Raw genomic sequence first — 17,104 nt, forward strand, 5'->3', positions numbered from 1 at the left:
GCGGTATTCGAACGACCGAACTATACACTGAGTGTATAGTCACCGCATGCCTCAATCGACCGACAAGATCCCGACCCCGCTGCACGCGCCCAGGAAGATGCGCGAAACGGCCCGCAGGTTGCGTCCGGCCGCGCTCGCCTCGGCCGCCCTGGCACTGGCGCTCACGCTGTCCGGCTGCGCCCAGGTCGACACGACCGCACCGAGCACCGCGCGGGCCGCGGCGGCACACGGCGCCCCGGCCAGGTTCGGGACCGTCGACTGCCGCGAGGCCAAGTGCATCGCGCTCACCTTCGACGCGGGCCCCAGCGAGAACTCCGCCCGGCTGCTCGACATCCTCAGGCAGAAGAAGGTCCCGGCCACCTTCTTCCTGCTCGGCAAGAACCACATCGAGAAGTACCCGCAGCTGGTCAAGCGGATGGCCGCCGAGGGGCACGAGGTGGCCAGCCACACCTGGGACCACAAGATCCTCACGCGGATACCGGACGCGCAGATACGCGAGGAACTCAAGCGCCCCGACGACGCGATCGAGCGGCTCACCGGACGCAGGCCCACGCTGATGCGCCCGCCGCAGGGCCGTACCGACTCCGACGTGCACGAGATCGCCAAGGAGGAGGGCCTGGCGGAGGTGCTGTGGAGCGTGACCGCCAAGGACTACACCACCGAGGACTCGGCGCTCATCACCCGGCGGGTCCTGGACCAGGCCTCGCGCGACGGGATCATCCTGCTGCACGACATCTACCGGGGGACCGTGCCCGCCGTGCCCGGCATCATCGACGCGCTGAAGGCGCGCGGCTACGTCTTCGTGACGGTGCCTCAGCTGCTGGCGCCCGGAAAGGCGGAACCGGGCAAGGTGTACCGCCCCTGACGCCGCCACGCGCCGGGTCCCGCGCACGCCGGGCGTCCGGCCCGACGGCAGGCATTGCCTACGATCGTGCCGTGCCGATCTTCTCCCTCTCCCGTACGGCCCCGCTCCCCCTCGACGAGGCGTGGCGCCGGCTCACCGAGTGGCCCCGCCACGCCGACGCGGTCCCGCTGACCCGGATCAGGGTGCTCACCCCCGGGCCCACGGGTGTGGGGACGCGCTTCGTGGCCCGGAGCGGCGTGGGCCCGCTGGCCGTCGACGACGTGATGGAGGTGACGGTGTGGCGCCCGCCGGCCGGCGGCGAGGGCGGCCGGTGCCGCCTGGAGAAGCGCGGCCGGGTGCTGCTGGGCTGGGCGGAGATCGAGGTCCTGCCGGGTCCCGGGGGCCGCAGCCGGGTGCTGTGGCGCGAGGAGGTGCGGGTGCGCTTCCTGCCCCGCGCCGTCGACGACGTACTGCAGGCCCCGGCGCGGTACGTGTTCGGACGCGCCGCGAACCGGCTGCTCAGGCAGGCGTGAACCGGTCGCGGGCGGCGCGGGCGGGCGCGGCGCCGGGACGTGCGACGGGCCGGCGGACGGCCGCCGGCCCGTTGACGGCCTCCCGGCGGGGCGGCTGGCTAGTGCACGCCCAGCAGTTCCCGGATCGGGTGCAGCGAGAAGTACACGACGAAGAGCACCGTCAGGCCCCACATGAAGACGCTGATCTCCCGCCACTTGCCCTGCGCGAGCTTGATGACGACGTAGGAGATGACGCCGGCGGCGACGCCGGGGGTGATCGAGTAGGTGAACGGCATGATCACGACGGTCAGGAAGACCGGGATCGCGACGGAGCGGTCCGCCCAGTCCACGTGACGGGCGTTCATCATCATCATCGCTCCGATGGTGACCAGGGCGGCCGAGGCCACCTCGCGCGGCACGATCGCCGTGATCGGGGTGAAGAAGAGACACAGGGCGAAGAAGCCGCCGGTGACCACCGAGGCGAGTCCGGTGCGGGCGCCCTCGCCGACGCCGGTCGCGGACTCCACGAACACGGACTGGCCGGAGCCGCCCACGACACCGCCGACGACACCGCCGGCGCCGTCGATGAACAGCGCCTTGGACAGGCCCGGCATGCGGCCGCGCTCGTCGGCGAGTCCGGCCTCGGTGCCGATGCCGATGATGGTGGCCATCGCGTCGAAGAAGCCGGCGAGCACGAGGGTGAAGACGATCATGGTGACCGTCATGTAGCCGACGTCGCCCAGGCCGCTGAAGGACACCTTGCCGATGAGCGAGAAGTCCGGCATGGACACGGCGCCGCCGTGCAGCGCGGGGCTCTCGCCGTTGGCCCAGGACGTGGCGTCCACGAGCCCGAACGCGTTGACGACGATCGCGAGCAGGGTGCCGGTGACGATGCCGATGAGGATGGCGCCCGGGACGTTCCGGGTCTGCAGCGCGAAGATGAGCAGCAGCGTGACGGCGAAGAGCAGGACGGGCCAGCCGACGAGTTCGCCCTTGTCGCCCAGTGTCACGGGGGTCGCCGTACCGGCGTGCACGAACCCTGCCTTGACCAGGCCGATGAACGCGATGAACAGGCCGATGCCCATCGTGATGCCGTGCTTGAGCGGCAGCGGGATCGCGTTCATGATCATCTCGCGCAGGCCGGTGACCACCAGGAGCATGATCACGACGCCGTAGGCGACGCACATGCCCAGGCCCTGGGCCCAGGTGAGGGTCTTGGTCCCCATGACCAGACCGGCCAGCACACCGGAGACGGAGAGTCCGGCGGCCATGGCGAGCGGCACCTTGCCGACCCAGCCCATGAGGAGGGTGGTGGCCGCGGCGCCGAGCGCGGTCGCCGTGATGAGCGCCTTCTGGCTCAGGGAGTCGCCGGACCTGTCGGCGCCGCTGAGGATCACCGGGTTGAGCAGAAGGATGTACGCCATCGCCATGAAGGTGGTGACGCCACCGCGGACCTCGGTCGCGACGGTGGATCCTCGTTCGGATATGTGGAAGTACCGGTCGAGCCACGACCTGCCGGCCGAGGGACGCGAACCCGCGCCCGCGTCCTCGGCGGTGGTCGTCGGCTCCACTGACTGCTGGGTCATGGTGCCATCTCCCAAGGTTCATAGGGACACCCGTACACCTGTGCCGGGTACGGGATTTGGGAATGGACGACCCGGGGGACGGCCCGAGACGAACAAAGGGGTGGTGCTTCGGGGCCCGCGAGCGGTGCGGAACCGAAGGGGGTTCCTCCGGGCGGCGCGGCGGAGTGTGTGACGTTCCCTGCGCCGCCCGGAGAGCTGTGGGGTTACGCGGTCCCGTACGGTGGCCGGGCCGCACCGGAGTGCCGGCGGGCTCCGGCCCGGTCGCGTCCCGGATCGCCGCGGGGACGGCGGGCGCGGGCGCGCGCCTCCTCCCGGCCGGCGGGGCGCAGGAAGTCCATGACCGGCTCTCTTCTTCGTCTCGGGGGGTCGTACGGATCGAGCCACTCCGCGGGCGGCGGGCCCGGCTCGTTCATGTCCTGTTCACGTGGAGCGGACTCAGTACACCGTCCGGCGCTCCGGCCGGGTCAGTCACCGAAAACATGAAGGAGTTGGCTGGCCACGGCGGGCATCTTGTAGATTCGTATGAACGGAGGTCGTCGGTCACCTCTCCGATTTCCCGCAGAACCGCAGGAAACAGTGCGGAGACCCCGGAGACGCCCTGTGCGTCCGATTCCGGGCGACTCCCCCGTCACCCTCCAAGATCATCGTAGGTTTCGAGACAAAGAACGGCGGCGACGAGATGCGGCTGCGCGCACTTCTGGACACCGATGCGCTGGGCCTGCGGCTGCTCGGCGGCGAGGAGGAGCTGGACCGGTCGGTGCGCGGGGTCATGACCACCGACCTGCGCGACCCGAGCCGCTACCTCTCCGGGGGCGAGCTGGTGCTCACCGGCCTGGCCTGGCGCCGGGACGCCGACGACTCCGAGCCGTTCGTACGGATCCTGGTGCAGGCCGGGGTGGCGGCGCTCGCGGCCGGCGAGGCCGAGCTGGGCGACATACCCGACGACCTGGTCGTGGCCTGCGCCAAGCACCGGCTGCCGCTGTTCGCGGTGCACGAGTCCGTGGCGTTCGCGACGATCACCGAGCACGTCGTACGGCAGGTCTCCGGCGAGCGCGCCGGCGACCTCGCGGCGGTGGTGGACCGGCACCGGCGCATGATGACCTCCGGCCCGGCGGGCGGCGGCCCGGACGTGGTCCTCGACCTGCTCGGCTCCGACCTGGACCTGCGCGCCTGGGTGCTGGCCCCGACCGGGCGGCTGATCGCCGGCTCCGAGGCGCACGGCCCGGCCCTGTCCGCGGAGACCTGCGCGCAGCTCGCCGCGGAGCACCTGGCGGCCACCCGCACCGGCCGGCGCGGCCCGCACCGGGTCCTGCTGGGCGGTACGACGTACTCGCTGTTCCCGATCCGCTCCTCCGGCCGCTCCCCGCAGGGCGCCCGCGACGTGCGCGAGACGGTGCTGTCGGACTGGCTGCTGGCCGTCGAGGCGGACGCCGGCGACTGGCCCGAGGAGCGCATGGACCTGCTGCACGGCGTCACCCAGCTGATCGCCGTCGAGCGGGACCGGAGGGACGCGGCGCGCACGGTGCGGCGCCGGCTCGCCCAGGAGGTGCTGGAGCTGGTCCAGACGGGCGCCGCGCCGGCCGAGATCGCCGCCCGCCTGAGGGTGGCCGCCCCGGTGCTGCTGCCCGGCCTCGGCGCGGCCCCGCACTGGCAGGTCGTGGTGGCCCGGGTGGAGTGGGAGGGCGGTCAGGTCGAGGGCGGCCCGGTCGCCCAGTCCCTGCTGGAGGAGATCCTCGTCGACCCGCTGGCGACCGGCCCGGAGCCGTCGGACCGGATCGCCGTCGCGCACACCGGCGACGAGGCGGTCGCCCTGGTGCCGCTGCCCGCGGTCGCCGCCGAGCACGACGGCTCGGAGACCGGCCTGCTGGCCGACGCCCTGCTGCGGTCGGTGGGCGAGACGCTGTCCGCCGGCCTGAACGACGACGGCCGGCTCACCCTCGGCGTCAGCGCGGCCGTGCACTCCGCCGAGGCGCTGCGCGGCGCCCTGGAGGAGGCCCGGCACGCCCGCCGGGTGGCTGCCGCCCGGCCGGGCCGGGTCTGCGCGGCCGGCCACCAGGAACTGGCCAGCCACGTCCTGCTGCTCCCCTTCGTGCCGGACGACGTCCGCCGCGCCTTCACCGCCCGCCTGCTGGACCCGCTGAGGGAGTACGACCGCCGCCACCGGGCCGAGCTGATCCCGACCCTGGAGGCCTTCCTCGACTGCGACGGCTCCTGGACCCGCTGCGCCACCCGGCTCCACCTGCACGTCAACACGCTGCGCTACCGGGTGAGCAGGATCGAGCAGTTGACGGGACGGGACCTGTCGCGCCTGGAGGACAAGCTCGACTTCTTCCTCGCCCTGCGCATGAGCTGAGGTCAGCGGGGCGCGGGGCGGCCGGATACGGCCAGGCCCGCGCCCCGCCACTTTGTGAAATCTTTCACCCACCCTCTTGGCCCGGCCCCGCGATTGGTGCTGGAATGCCGCCACCACTCAACAGCTCGATGGCGTGCTCGGGGAGGGCAACGTGGCGCATCCCGCCATGTCTGGGAACGGAACGACCGCCGGTGACGATCCTCTCCAGACCGCGGTATGGCGGCTGCGCTCGCGGGCCTGCTGGGCCGACGCGGCGGCCCTGCTGCCGCCGGACACCCCCGCCACGGCCCTGCAGCGAGCCGCGCTGCTCGTCGAACGGTGCCTGTACACCGAGCGGGGCTGGGCGGACGCCGAGGACGCCCTGCGGACGGCGGAGGCGCTCGCGCACACCGACGAGGAACGGGGGGCGGCCGCCTGCGAGCGCGGCCAACTCGCCTACACGGCCACGCTGCACGGCGTCCGGGACCGAGCGGACGAGGCGCGGGCCGCGCTGGGGCGGGCGGCGGCGCTGATCCCTCCGGGGGCGCCCCTGCGGGCCCTGCTGGACTTCCGCCGGGGTCTGATCGCGGAGAACCTGACCCGTTCCCCGCAGGCGGCGCGCGCCGCGTACCGCCGGGCGCACGCGGGCGCCGCCGCGCACGCGGACGCGCTGCTGCTGTCCTTCACCTGGCGCCACCTCGCCGGACTCGCGCTGCGGGACGGGGAGTTGGCCGAGGCCCGGCACGGGTTCGCGGAATCCCTGCGGATCCGCGAGGAACTGGGCTACCTGGTGGGCACGGCCCCCGCGCTCGCCTCGCTGGCCGACGCGGAGTCCGAACCGGAGGCGTCCCGGCTGCGCGAGGAGGCCCGCCGGCTGTTCCGGCTCCTCGGCGGCGTGCCGACCTGGCTGGCGCGGCAGCTGGCCCCGCCTGCGCCGGGGGTGGCCACGGCGTAGGTCCTGTCGTCAAACTCCCTCCGTCCGCCCGGAGGGCGGGCCTCGCGCCCGCTGCGGAGCAGCTGATGCATGCCGTAGGTGCGTGCTCTGGGGGTCCCCCCCGCCGAAGGCTGGGGGAGGGAGTTTGACGACAGGGCCCAGGGGCCGGTCGGCGCCCTCGCGTCGCGGGCGCGGGTCAGTGGGGCACTCGCGCAGTGCCCGCACCCCTTCGGGGCGGCTTGGCTCAGCGCGCGCCTGCGAAGTGCTCGGTGACCAGCGTCCGCACCACGTCCACGTCGCCGGCGATCAACGCGTCCAGCAGGGCCATGTGTTCGGCCGCGTCCGCGACCAGGTACGCCCGGCCCTGCCGGACCGGGGGCCACTGGGCGCGGCGGTGCAGGTCGGAGGCGATGCGGACCAGCTGCTCGTTGCCGGACAGGGCGAGCAGCGCGCGGTGGAAGGCCCGGTCGGACTCGGCGTACGCCGCCGGGCAGCCGGAGGCCGCCGCGCGTGCCGTCTCCTCCGCGAGCGGACGCAGTTCGGCCCACCGCTCCCCCGGCACGCTCCGGGCCAGCCGCAGCATCACCGGCACCTCGATGAGCGCGCGCACCTCCGCCAGCTCGGCCAGCTCCCGCGCCCCGCGCTCGACGACCCGGAAGCCGCGGTTGGGCACGACCTCGACGGCGCCCTCCAGGGCGAGCTGCTGCATGGCCTCGCGCACCGGCGTGGCCGAGACACCGAACCGCTCGCCGAGCACCGGCGCCGAGTAGACCTCGCCCGGCCGCAGCTCCCCGGTCACCAGGGCCGCACGCAGCGCGTCCAGGATCTGCCCCCGTACCGAGGAGCGCTGCACCGCGGGCCGCACGCCGGGGACCGGCCGCTCACCGTGCGTGTGCTCGCCCCGGGCCGCGGGCACGGCGGTGTCCCGCTCGCGGAAGCCGTCGAGGGCGTCCGCCGCGCGCGCCTGCACGGGCACCCGGGGCCGGCCGGGCGGGGTCCCCGCGCCGGCGGAGCCCTGCGCGCTCTGCTTCACGGGTCCCTCCTGGCGGCTTGTCGGCACTTGGGTCATTAACGGCGGGTTGTCGTTTCTCCGTCAAGCACCATAGGCCGCCGAGGCGCCAGGTCAAACTCACCGAGGGCAAGCGAGGCAAGCCTTGCCTGAGTCCTCCGCACCGCGCGGCGTCCACTAAGATCATCGCCGGTACGGCCGCCCACTCACCCCACCCCCTCCGACAGGTGATTCACAATGTCCTCACCCGTCGCGGGAACTTTCCGAGGAACCACCCGTACGGGTAGTCTTATTCGAACTCAACTCCCGCCCCTCACGCGGTAGTTCGAGCAGAACGCCGTCCTGGGCATCCCCTTGCGCTTCCGTGGCGGCCTCTTGCCCCGAAACCCCTTGAGGGCCCTCGGGAGTGGGCCACTATGGCGGGCGTTACGCCCTATCCCCATGCAAGGGACCCTCTGATGAGACTGACCGACATATCGCTGAACTGGCTGCTTCCGGGCGCCGTGCTGCTCCTGGGCATGCTGGTCGCGGTGGCGGTGCTCGCACGCGGCAAGCGCACCTCCGGGGAGAACGCGAGCGCGGACGACTCGTGGGAGCGCAGCGAGGAGCGCCGCAGGCGCAAGGAGGCCGTGTACGGCACCGCCTCCTATGTGCTGCTGTTCTGCTGTGCGGCGGTCGCGGCCGCGCTGTCCTTCCACGGCCTCGTCGGCTTCGGCGAACAGAACCTGGGGCTGACCGACGGCTGGCAGTACCTGGTCCCGTTCGGCCTGGACGGCGCGGCGATGTTCTGCTCCGTGCTCGCGGTGCGCGAGGCCAGCCACGGCGACGCGGCGCTCGGCTCCCGGATACTCGTGTGGATGTTCGCCGCGGCGGCGGCCTGGTTCAACTGGGTGCACGCGCCCCGGGGCGCCGGCCACGCGGGAGCGCCGCAGTTCTTCTCCGGTATGTCGCTGTCCGCGGCCGTGCTGTTCGACCGCGCGCTGAAGCAGACCCGCCGGGCCGCGCTGCGCGAGCAGGGCCTGGTGCCGCGTCCGCTGCCGCAGATCCGCATCGTGCGCTGGCTGCGGGCCCCCCGCGAGACCTACAAGGCCTGGTCGCTGATGCTCCTGGAGGGCGTGCGCAGCCTGGACGAGGCGGTCGAGGAGGTCCGCGACGACAAGCGGCAGAAGGACCAGCAGCGGCAGCGCCGGCGCGAGCAGCAGCGCATCGAGCGCGCCCAGCTGAAGGCCATCAGCCGGGGCCACCGCGGTTTCGTGGGCCGCGGCGGCCGCCAGGTCGAGGTCGAGGTGCAGGCGGTCGAGCGCGGCCCCGCCCCGGCGACCGCGGAGCCTGCCATATCGGCCGCGGAGCAGCTGCCCGTGCGCGCCCGCCCCTCCCTGCAGCCGGTCCGCAGCGCGTCCGCTGAGCCGGTGACCGTCGACCTCACCGCCGAGGACGACACCATGGCGCTGCCGCGCCTGGACTCCCTGGAGCGCAAGCTGAAGGACCTGGAGCAGCAGTTCGGCTAGAACCGCCGCTCGGCGCGGGCCGGCTGGAGGCGCCGCTCACGACGGGCCGGGGGCGTGACCGCACGGGTCACGCCCCCGGCCCGTCCCGCCGGTGAGCCGGCGTGCCCGCCGTGTGTCACGCCGCCTCGGCGCCCAGTTCGAACCACACCGACTTGCCCACCCCGTGCGGCCGTACGCCCCAGGCGTCCGCGAGGGACTGCACCAGCAGCATGCCCCGCCCATGGGTGTCGTCGTCCGAGTCCGGGCCGGTCAGCTCGGGTCTGCGGGCCACGAAGTCCCGTACCTCCACGCGCAGTCCGCCCGGCTCCACGACCGCGGTGAGGACCGCGTCGTCGTCGGTGTGGACGAGCGCGTTGGTGACCAGTTCGCTGGTGAGCAGTTCGGCGATCTCCGAGCGGCCCGGCTTGCCCCAGTGCCGCAGCAGTTCGCGCAACTCCCGGCGGGCCTCGGGCACCGCCCTGAGATCGGCCCGGCCCAGCTTGCGCCGCAGCCGGTGTGCGTGTGCCCTGATGGTGCCGGCCTCTTCCCCCGTCGCCGCCGAGGAGCCCCCGACGACCGCGGGACCGCCCCCTCGTGCCTGACTCTTCATGACCCCCGCCCGCACGCCGCTGGACCCTGCCCCTCCTGGTCGAACACGTTCACGGGGGATGCTTGCCCAGCGCGCACACAGCCAGTCATCACCCGTGCGCGATGACCGGCGGTTCGGCCACGGCCGTACGGCGTCCCGGGGCGCCCGCAGGGCCGTGCCGCGCCCGGCGCGCCGGCCCTCCACACGGCGCGGGCCGCCTCGAACGCCCCGGGACGCCAAGGCAGATGCGCCCGGCACCGGCCGTCGGCACACCGTCACACGCCGTGAAACTGGCCGAAATCCGCTCCCCGGGGCCGGGTTTCCGCACGGCGCGGCGCGGCGCGCACCGCCCGCTCCCCTGGACGCACAGGGGAAACGGTCACGCCTCCCACACGGCCCCCGCCATACGGTCGGGGAAACGGTCACGCCTCCCACACGGCGGCCGCCGTACGGTCGTCGGCGTAGCCCTTCACCCGCACCTGGGCGTCGGCGAGGAACGCGGCGAGCCCCGGCGGGGTCCGGCCGGACCAGCGGCGGGCCAGGTAGGCGCAGAGGGCGGCCTCACCGTGCAGCGGATCGGCCAGGCCCGCGGTGCACATCAGCAGGGCGTCGCCCGGGCGGGCTATCGAGGCGCGGAACCGGAAGGGCTCCCGGGGCGGCTCGGGCGCCGGCTCGTACGGGCTCGGCGGGGTCGGGATGCCGAAGTCCATGGTGAGCCGGTCGCCGTCGGGGGTCTCCGCCGGGGGCGAGCCGAAGCCGACCACGGGCACGCCGGTGCCGGCCTCGGCGGTGACCTGCGGCTCGATGTCCTGCCACGCGCCGTCGCGCAGCCGGAACAGGCCGCCGCCGCCCACGCCGAAGAAGACGCGGGTACGGCAGCCGGGGTCGGCGGGCAGCAGCAGGCAGCGCAGGCTCGCCGTGTACTGCTCGGGGTCGACGCCCCGTTCGGCGGCGCTCGCACGGAGCTTGCCGAGGCTGCGGTCGGTCAGCCGGTTCAGGCCCGACTTCAGGTCGCCGCGCCGGGCCGCCCGGATGTCCTCCACGAGCCGGTGATGGCTGCGGCCGACGGCCCGCCCGATCCACCGGCACGCCTCGGCCGCCGCCAGATGCGCGTCGGGGGCCCCGCGCACGCCGGTCGCCATCGCGACGAGCACCAGGGCGTTCTCGCCGGTCCCGAACCGCGCGGTCAGCAGCGAGTCCCGCCGCGGCTCGCCCCGGAACCGCGCCGAGTCCCCGCGCAGCGACACCGCTCGCAGTGTGCACGCCCCGTACCGGGCCCCGTCCAGCACGGTGTCCGCGACCAGCTCCCCCAGCCCGTCCGGATCGGCGACCGGCAACGCGGTGGGCTCCGGGTCGTAGGTGGGCGGCCCCGAACCGACGTAGTCGACGGAGGAGGGGGGTGGGGGCGGGGTGGTGGGGGCCGCAGGGGCCGGGGACGCCTCCTGCGGCTCGGCGGGCGGCGCGGAAGCGGTCGGCTGGGCCGGGGCCTGCGGCTCTTGCGCGGGCTGTTCCGCGGGCGGCGCAGGGGGTTCCGGTTCCGCCGGACGCAGGGGCTCGCGGGGTTGCCGCTCCGTCGGCCGGAGTGGCTCGGGCGGGGTCGGGCGGCGGGGTGGCGGTACGTCGCTGGAGGCGGCCGGAGGGGCGGGGGCGGGAGGCGGTGGGGCGGGCGGGGCCTCGGGCGCGCGTTGGGCCGGCAACGCCGGCCCGGGGTGAGGCGGTGCCGGTGGATTCCCGGGGGCCGTGTCGCCCTCGGTGTCGTCGCCGGGTTCGGCCTGGGCGGGAGGTGGCGTGAACGGACGGCCCGTCACCGTGCGCTTGGCGGAGGCGAAACGGTCGTCCAGGGAATCGGCCGCGGCCGCCGGCCCCGTGTCCGCGGTGGAGTCGTCGTACAGCTGTCCCCACCAGTCGTCCTCGGGACGGGCGGGCCTTCCCCCCTGCTGGCTCATGCCCCTGATTGTCCACCGCGCGGGCCGTCTGAAAACGGGGCATCGGGAAAATCCGGCGCACCCGGCGCCGTCGAACGGCGCGTCGAGTGAGGGGTGGGACAGCAGACGACGAGCGACGGCCGAGGGGCGCAGGAGGCCGCCGGGCGGCCCCACCCCCCCCACGGGAGGGCCGCCCGGCGGCGTCCGGAGTGGCCCGGCCCTGGATCCCCTTCGCGTGGCTCGCACAGGTCCGGGCCCGGGCCACGGCCCAGGGCGGCCGGGGCCGTAACAGGGCACCCGGCCGACTGGCCTGATGGTGGCTTGGTTTCCCGGGACGCGGCTGTGCCTCGGGTGCACGCTCGCGTTCCGTGATGCTGCCGCCTTGGCAGAGTCACCACCGGTGCGGCGATGATGTTGCGCGGCGGGTTTGCGCCGTGGCCGGTTTCCGCCAGGCCGGGCCCGTCATGGCGGCTTCTCGGTGGCGAGTTCCCGGGCCCGGCGCCGGGCCTGTTCCAGGGGAGGGGACGTGAGCCGATGCTGGCGGCGATAGGGCTGGACGAGACGCACGAGGCGGCGTACAGGGCGCTGGTGTCCGTGGGCGCGGCCGACGTGACCGATCTGGCACGGCGCCTGGCACTGTCGGAGCCGGAGGCGGAGCGGGCGCTGCGCCGGCTGGAGCGGCACGGGCTCGCCGCCCAGTCCCCGGCGCGGCCGGGCCGCTGGGTGGCCGCGCCGCCCGGCGTGGCCCTGGGCGCGCTGCTCACCCAGCGGCGGCACGAGTTGGAGAAGGCGGAGCTGACGGCGGCGCTGCTGGCGGAGGAGTACCGGGCGGCGGCGGCCGAGCCCGCGGTGCACGACCTGGTCGAGGTGGTGACCGGCGCCGCGGCGGTCGCCCAGCGCTTTCTGCAGCTGCAGCTGGGCGCGGCCGAGGAGGTGTGCGCGCTGGTCACCGGCAATCCGGTGGTCGTGTCCGGCGTGGAGAACGAGGCGGAGGAGCAGGCCGCCGGACGCGGGGTGCGCTACCGGGTGGTGGTGGAGCGCGCGGTGCTGGAACTGCCGCACGGGTTCACCGAGTTGTCGGCGGCGCTGGCCCGCGACGAGCGGGTGCGGGTGGTGGACCGGGTGCCGGCCAAGCTGGTGATCGCCGACCGTGCGCTCGCGATGGTGCCGCTGACCTCGCGCACGGGCGAGCCGGCCGCGCTGGTGGTGCACGCCAGCGGGCTGCTGGAGCTGCTGGCCGGGCTGTTCGAGTCGGTGTGGCGGGAGGCGCTGCCGCTGCGGCTGGAGGCGTCCGAGGTGGTCGAGGAGGAGCCGGACCAGCCCGACGCGACGGACCTGGAGGTGCTGTCGCTGCTGCTGGCCGGGCTGACCGACGCGAGCGTGGCCAAACAGCTCGACCTGGGCCTGAGGACCGTGCAGCGCCGGGTACGGCGGCTGATGGAGCTGGCCGGGGTGACGACCCGGCTGCAGCTGGGCTGGCACGCGTACGAGCGGGGCTGGGTGACCCGTGCCTAGGCCCTGTCGTCAAACTCCCTCCCCCAGCCTTCGGCCGGGGGGACCCCCAGAGCACGCACCTACGGCATGCATCAGCTGCTCCGCAGCGGGCGCGAGGCCCGCCCTCCGGGCGGACGGCGGGAGTTTGACGACAGGACCTAGGGCCCGGACGCGCTTGCGGCACCCCTGCCGGCCGGCGTGGCCGCCGCGCACCGGACACCCGTCACCCGCGCACCGGCCACACCCCACCCCCCACCGCGCCACACCACCACCTCATCCCACCGCGGACCCACCCCGCACCGTCACCCGGTGCAGCGCGCGCAGCACGAGGTCGGCGAGCTTCGCCATGCCCGTGTCGTTGAAGTGCAGGTGGTCGCCCGGGTCGTAGGCCGGACGGAGGCGGGTCGGGTCGGCCGGGTCGCGCAGGGCGGCGTCGGCGTCGGCGACCGCGTCGAAGGCGCCGCCGGTGCGGATGAACGCGTTCACCCGCCGCCGTACCGCCTCGCGCGCGGCCGTGTAGGCCGGGAAGCCCCGGTACGGCGTGAGGGTGACGCCGACGACCCGGACGCCCCGGGCGTGGGCGCGGGCGACGAGCGTGCGGTAGGCCGCGGCGTACGCGGAGACGTCGTCGGCCGCCGGGAAGCCCTTGATGTCGTTGATGCCCTCCAGGACGACCAGCACCCGCACCCCGGTACGGTCCGGGGCGTCGGCGTCCAGGCGGGCGAGGGCGCTCGGTCCGGCGCCGTCCCGGAGCAGACGGTTGCCGGAGATCCCGGCGTTGAGGACGCCGAGCCGGTCCGTGCGGAGGCGGTCGGCGAGCCGGTCGGGCCAGCGGTGGTTGGTGTCGGGCGTGGAGCCGTTTCCGTCGGTGAGGGAGTCGCCGAACGCGACGACGCTGCCGGTGGCGGGGCCGAGGACGTCGACGCCGGTGACGTAGTACCAGCAGCCGACCATCGTGGTGTAGGCGGCGCCGTCCTCGTCCGCGGCCCGGCCCGCGCCCTGCGGGGCGATGTAGCTGGTCTGCAGGGCGGTCTGGTGGAAGGTGGCGGGCCCGTCGTCGCCGGGGGTGGCGACGCTGACGAGGAGGTCGGCGGCGGGCCGGACGGGCAGCGGCACCGGGTCGGTGACCGTGTCCTCGCCGGGCGGCACGGTGACCGCGCGGGCGCCGCCGAACGTGGCGACGCGCAGGGTGCCGGGCAGGGCGCCGGGACCGGCCGCGCGGAGTGCGACGGTGACCGCGCCGAGCCGCAGCGGCCCCCTGCCGAAACGGTTGCTGAGCCGCACGCGCACGGCGCTGCCGCCGACGCTGAGGTGGACCACGTTGCGCACGGCGGCACCGGGCAGCGCGGCGGCGGCGCCCGAGGGCGCACTCTCCCAGCTCCCGGTCCAGCGGCCCGCCGACACCCCCACTCCGGGACCGCCCGCCCGGCGCACCGGCGGCCCCTCGACGCTCCGGCCACCCGCCCCGTACGGCGGCGAGCCCTCGGCCCTCCGCCCACCCGCCCGGCCAACCGGCTCCACCACCCGGCCGCCCACCCGACGCGGCCTCGCCGACTCCCCCCGTACCGCCCCCGGCTCCACCCGCCGGACACCACTCACGGCCCGGCAACCGCTCACGGCCCGGCCACCGGTGGCGGCCCGTGAGACCACCCCGGCGACGGCCCCCGGACCGTCGCCCCAGGCCCACGACGCCGGCGCCGCGGCGGCCGGGTGTGCCGGACCCGGCAGCATCGCCATCACCAGCACCGCGAGGATCCGCCCGACCCCGGTCATCCGCGCACCCGACCTTCCCCGTCGCCCGTCGGTGCAGACCGTGCCACACGGCCGGGCCGTGCCACCGCACCCTCGGCGGCCGGCCACCCGCTCGGCGCAACCGGGCGTAGGGCGGCGGCTCTAGGGCGGAGAGCCGATGTGCCGGGCGGGCGGGCGTGCTTGGCTGGCGGTATGACCGAATTCAGCGAGGCGGAGCGCGCGTATCTGGCGTCGCAGCGGCTGGGGCGCATGGCCACCGTCGACCGGCACGGCCAGCCGCAGGCGAACCCGGTGGGCTTCCACCTGCAGGACGACGGCACCATCCTGATCGGCGGCTACGCGATGGGGACGACGAAGAAGTGGCGCAATCTGCGGCAGAACCCCAAGGTCGCCCTGGTCGTCGACGACATCGCGAGCCTGCGGCCCTGGCGGGTGCGCGGCGTCGACATCCGCGGCGAGGCGGAACTCCTCGTCGGCCCGCACGACTTGGGCCCGCACCTCAGCGAGGAGGTGATCCGCATCCATCCCCGCAGGGTGCACAGCTGGGGATTGGAGGAGGAGTAGCCGCGCCGCCGGCGGCCGGCGGGCCGGGCATCAGCCGGCCTGCCCCGCGTCGCTGGCGGGACGCCGGGCTGCTCCGCCCCTGCGCGCGGCAGGACCGCCCGCGGACGGCGCCGCCTGCGCTGTGTCCGTGAGCGCGCCCTCGAGGGTCAGCAGCCACACCTTGCGTTCGACGCCGCCCGCGTACCCGGTCATCGCCCCGTTCGCGCCGATGACCCGGTGGCACGGGCGCACGATCAGCAGCGGGTTGGCGCCGATCGCACCGCCGACGGCGCGCACCGCCGCGCGGGACGCCCCGGTCCGCGCGGCGATCTGCCCGTAGGTGGCGGTGGCGCCGTACGGCACCTCGTCCAGCGCCGCCCACACACGCTGCCGGAACGCGGTGCCGCGCGCGCGCAACGGCAGCCGGAACTCCCTGAGTTCACCGGCGAAGTAGGCGGCCAGCTGCTCCGCCGCCGCCCGGAACGGGCCCCTGTCGCACCGCCACCCGTCCCCCGCGTTCCGCAGGCTCTCCGCGCTCCGCCCGCCCTTCTGCCCGGGCACGGACAGCGAGGCGAGCGCCCCGTCCGCGTCGGCGGTGAGCACCAACCGGCCCACGGGGGAGTCCAGTTCGGTCCAGTAGCCGGCCGTCATCGGCTCCACTCCCCTGCCACCCGCAGATGCTGGACGGCGTACGAGCGCCAGGGCCGCCACGCGTCGGGCACCTCCGCGCCGGGCGGGGCGACGTCCGGGTCGCCGAGGGCGCGCACGCGTACGGCGGCCACGGTGGCCGGGTCCATGCCGGGCAGGGCGAGCAGGGCCTCCTGCGCGTCGTCCCGGTCGGCGCCGGGATCCAGTCGTACCGTGCCGTCGGCCAGGGCGGCGGCGAGCGCGCCCAGCGGGCCGTCCGGCTCGGCCTCGGCGAGGACGGCGGCCTCGGGGAAGAGCCGGGTGAGGCCACCGCAGGGCGCGTCGAGCACCTTGCCGTACCGCCGCACCAGCTCCTCGGCGCCCTCCTTCCCGGCCAGCGCCCGGACGGCGGGCTCCAGCGGGTCCACGGCGCCGGGCGAGCGCAGTCCGGGCCGGGCGGCGACCAGCGGGCCGAGCCGCGGGTCGGCGCCGAGCCGCTCGTCCACGGCGTACGGGTCGGCGTCGAGGTCGAACAGGCGCCGCAGCCGCTGCACCGCGGTGGTGAGGTCCCGGGGGTCGGTGAGGTGCAGCCGTGCGTCGAGCCAGCCGCCCGGACGGGTGCCGGTCCCCGGCCGCGTCGTCCGGGTGCGCTCCGCCACGGCGACGATCCCGGTGCCGTACGGCAGCCGCAGCGTGCGCCGGTAGGTGCGGCCGCCCGGCGGGCCGGTGACCTCTTCGACACCGGCCAGCGCCTCCCGCGCGAGCTGGTCGAAGACGGCGCCGGCCTGGTAGGGGCCGCGATGGGCGAGCCGCAGCGGGATCCCCGCGCCGGGCGCCGTCCCCCGGCCGGCCCGGCGCCGGGGTGCGGCGGCCCGCAGCTGGGTCGGGGTGGAGGCGTACACCTCCCGTACGGTGTCGTTGAACTGGCGCACGCTGGCGAACCCGGACGCGAACGCGATCTCGGTGACCGGCAGCTCGGTGGTCTGCAGCAGCACCCGCGCGGTGTGCGCCCGCTGGGCCCGGGCGAGCGCGACGGGTCCGGCGCCCAGCTCGGCGGTCAGCTGCCGCTGGACCTGCCGCGCGCTGTAGCCGAGCCGCGCGGCGAGCCCGGCGACGCCCTCGCGGTCCACGACGCCGTCGGCGATCAGCCGCATGGCCCGCCCGACGACGTCCGCCCGCACGTTCCACTCCGCCGACCCCGGCACCGCGTCGGGCCGGCACCGCCGGCAGGCCCGGAACCCGGCTCCCTGCGCGGCGGCGGCCGTCGGGAAGAACCGCACGTTGTGCCGCTTCGGCGTCACCGCCGGGCAGCTGGGCCGGCAGTAGATGCCGGTGGTCTCGACGGCGAAGAAGAACACCCCGTCGAACCGCCCGTCCCGGCTGCGCACCGCCTCGTACCTGGAGTCCTCGTCCATCACGCTCCCAGTGTCGGACGCCCGGAGGAGCCCCGGCCAGCGGAAAACGGACATG

The 17,104-nt window shown here is 75.2% G+C and carries 14 protein-coding genes; 7 read left to right on the plus strand and 7 right to left on the minus strand.

The window, feature by feature from the left end:
* Positions 1–97: 97 nt before the first annotated feature.
* Entirely contained in the window at positions 98–865 is a 768-nt protein-coding gene (locus tag OG956_RS07355; protein ID WP_330342765.1) for a polysaccharide deacetylase family protein, read from the plus strand.
* A gap of 71 nt (positions 866–936) precedes the next feature.
* Complete coding sequence (locus OG956_RS07360) at positions 937–1,377, plus strand: SRPBCC family protein (RefSeq protein WP_330337132.1); 441 nt, start codon at positions 937–939, stop codon at positions 1,375–1,377.
* A 98-nt stretch (positions 1,378–1,475) separates the two neighbouring features.
* Here OG956_RS07360 and OG956_RS07365 read toward each other — a convergent pair whose 3' ends face one another.
* On the minus strand, positions 1,476–2,942 hold the full coding sequence (locus OG956_RS07365) for an NCS2 family permease (protein WP_330337133.1): 1,467 nt from the start codon (positions 2,940–2,942) through the stop codon (positions 1,476–1,478).
* A 679-nt stretch (positions 2,943–3,621) separates the two neighbouring features.
* Here OG956_RS07365 and OG956_RS07370 point away from each other — a divergent pair.
* Positions 3,622–5,295, plus strand: coding sequence for a PucR family transcriptional regulator (locus OG956_RS07370; RefSeq protein WP_330337134.1), 1,674 nt, complete (start codon positions 3,622–3,624; stop codon positions 5,293–5,295).
* Positions 5,296–5,461: 166 nt separating this feature from the next.
* A complete protein-coding gene (locus OG956_RS07375) occupies positions 5,462–6,229 on the plus strand; it encodes a hypothetical protein (RefSeq protein WP_330337135.1) in 768 nt (255 codons plus the stop codon).
* Positions 6,230–6,452: 223 nt separating this feature from the next.
* Here the strand turns inward: OG956_RS07375 and OG956_RS07380 are convergent, their stop codons facing one another.
* Positions 6,453–7,241: a GntR family transcriptional regulator gene (locus OG956_RS07380; RefSeq protein ID WP_330337136.1), complete on the minus strand. Its 789-nt coding sequence runs from the start codon at positions 7,239–7,241 to the stop codon at positions 6,453–6,455.
* A 434-nt stretch (positions 7,242–7,675) separates the two neighbouring features.
* Here OG956_RS07380 and OG956_RS07385 point away from each other — a divergent pair, with 434 nt between their 5' ends.
* Positions 7,676–8,725 carry a DUF2637 domain-containing protein gene (locus OG956_RS07385; RefSeq protein WP_330337137.1) on the plus strand — a complete coding sequence of 350 codons (1,050 nt, stop codon included), beginning with the start codon at positions 7,676–7,678 and terminating at the stop codon, positions 8,723–8,725.
* Positions 8,726–8,840: 115 nt separating this feature from the next.
* Here the strand turns inward: OG956_RS07385 and OG956_RS07390 are convergent, their stop codons facing one another.
* Entirely contained in the window at positions 8,841–9,314 is a 474-nt protein-coding gene (locus tag OG956_RS07390; protein WP_330337138.1) for an ATP-binding protein, read from the minus strand.
* 401 nt (positions 9,315–9,715) lie between these two features.
* Positions 9,716–11,239 carry a protein phosphatase 2C domain-containing protein gene (locus OG956_RS07395; protein WP_330337139.1) on the minus strand — a complete coding sequence of 508 codons (1,524 nt, stop codon included), beginning with the start codon at positions 11,237–11,239 and terminating at the stop codon, positions 9,716–9,718.
* Positions 11,240–11,752: 513 nt separating this feature from the next.
* On the opposite strand from OG956_RS07395, the gene OG956_RS07400 reads away from it, so the two are divergent.
* On the plus strand, positions 11,753–12,733 hold the full coding sequence (locus OG956_RS07400) for a helix-turn-helix domain-containing protein (RefSeq protein WP_330337140.1): 981 nt from the start codon (positions 11,753–11,755) through the stop codon (positions 12,731–12,733).
* A 252-nt stretch (positions 12,734–12,985) separates the two neighbouring features.
* Here the strand turns inward: OG956_RS07400 and OG956_RS07405 are convergent, their stop codons facing one another.
* The gene (locus tag OG956_RS07405; RefSeq protein ID WP_330337141.1) at positions 12,986–14,485 is read right to left on the minus strand and encodes a GDSL-type esterase/lipase family protein; all 1,500 of its coding nucleotides are present in this window, start codon (positions 14,483–14,485) and stop codon (positions 12,986–12,988) included.
* A 171-nt stretch (positions 14,486–14,656) separates the two neighbouring features.
* Between OG956_RS07405 and OG956_RS07410 the strand changes: the two genes are divergently transcribed.
* Positions 14,657–15,028 carry a PPOX class F420-dependent oxidoreductase gene (locus OG956_RS07410; RefSeq protein WP_330337142.1) on the plus strand — a complete coding sequence of 124 codons (372 nt, stop codon included), beginning with the start codon at positions 14,657–14,659 and terminating at the stop codon, positions 15,026–15,028.
* A gap of 30 nt (positions 15,029–15,058) precedes the next feature.
* Here OG956_RS07410 and OG956_RS07415 read toward each other — a convergent pair whose 3' ends face one another.
* Positions 15,059–15,658 (minus strand): methylated-DNA--[protein]-cysteine S-methyltransferase, encoded by a 600-nt coding sequence (locus OG956_RS07415; RefSeq protein WP_330337143.1) that lies wholly within the window; start codon positions 15,656–15,658, stop codon positions 15,059–15,061.
* Positions 15,655–17,049, minus strand: a complete 1,395-nt coding sequence (locus OG956_RS07420; protein ID WP_330342766.1) for a DNA-3-methyladenine glycosylase 2 family protein — start codon at positions 17,047–17,049, stop codon at positions 15,655–15,657. Before OG956_RS07420 ends, OG956_RS07415 begins: the two co-directional genes overlap by 4 nt.
* Positions 17,050–17,104: the final 55 nt, after the last annotated feature.

The sequence above is a fragment of the Streptomyces sp. NBC_00557 genome, assembly GCF_036345995.1.
Classification (GTDB): domain Bacteria; phylum Actinomycetota; class Actinomycetes; order Streptomycetales; family Streptomycetaceae; genus Streptomyces.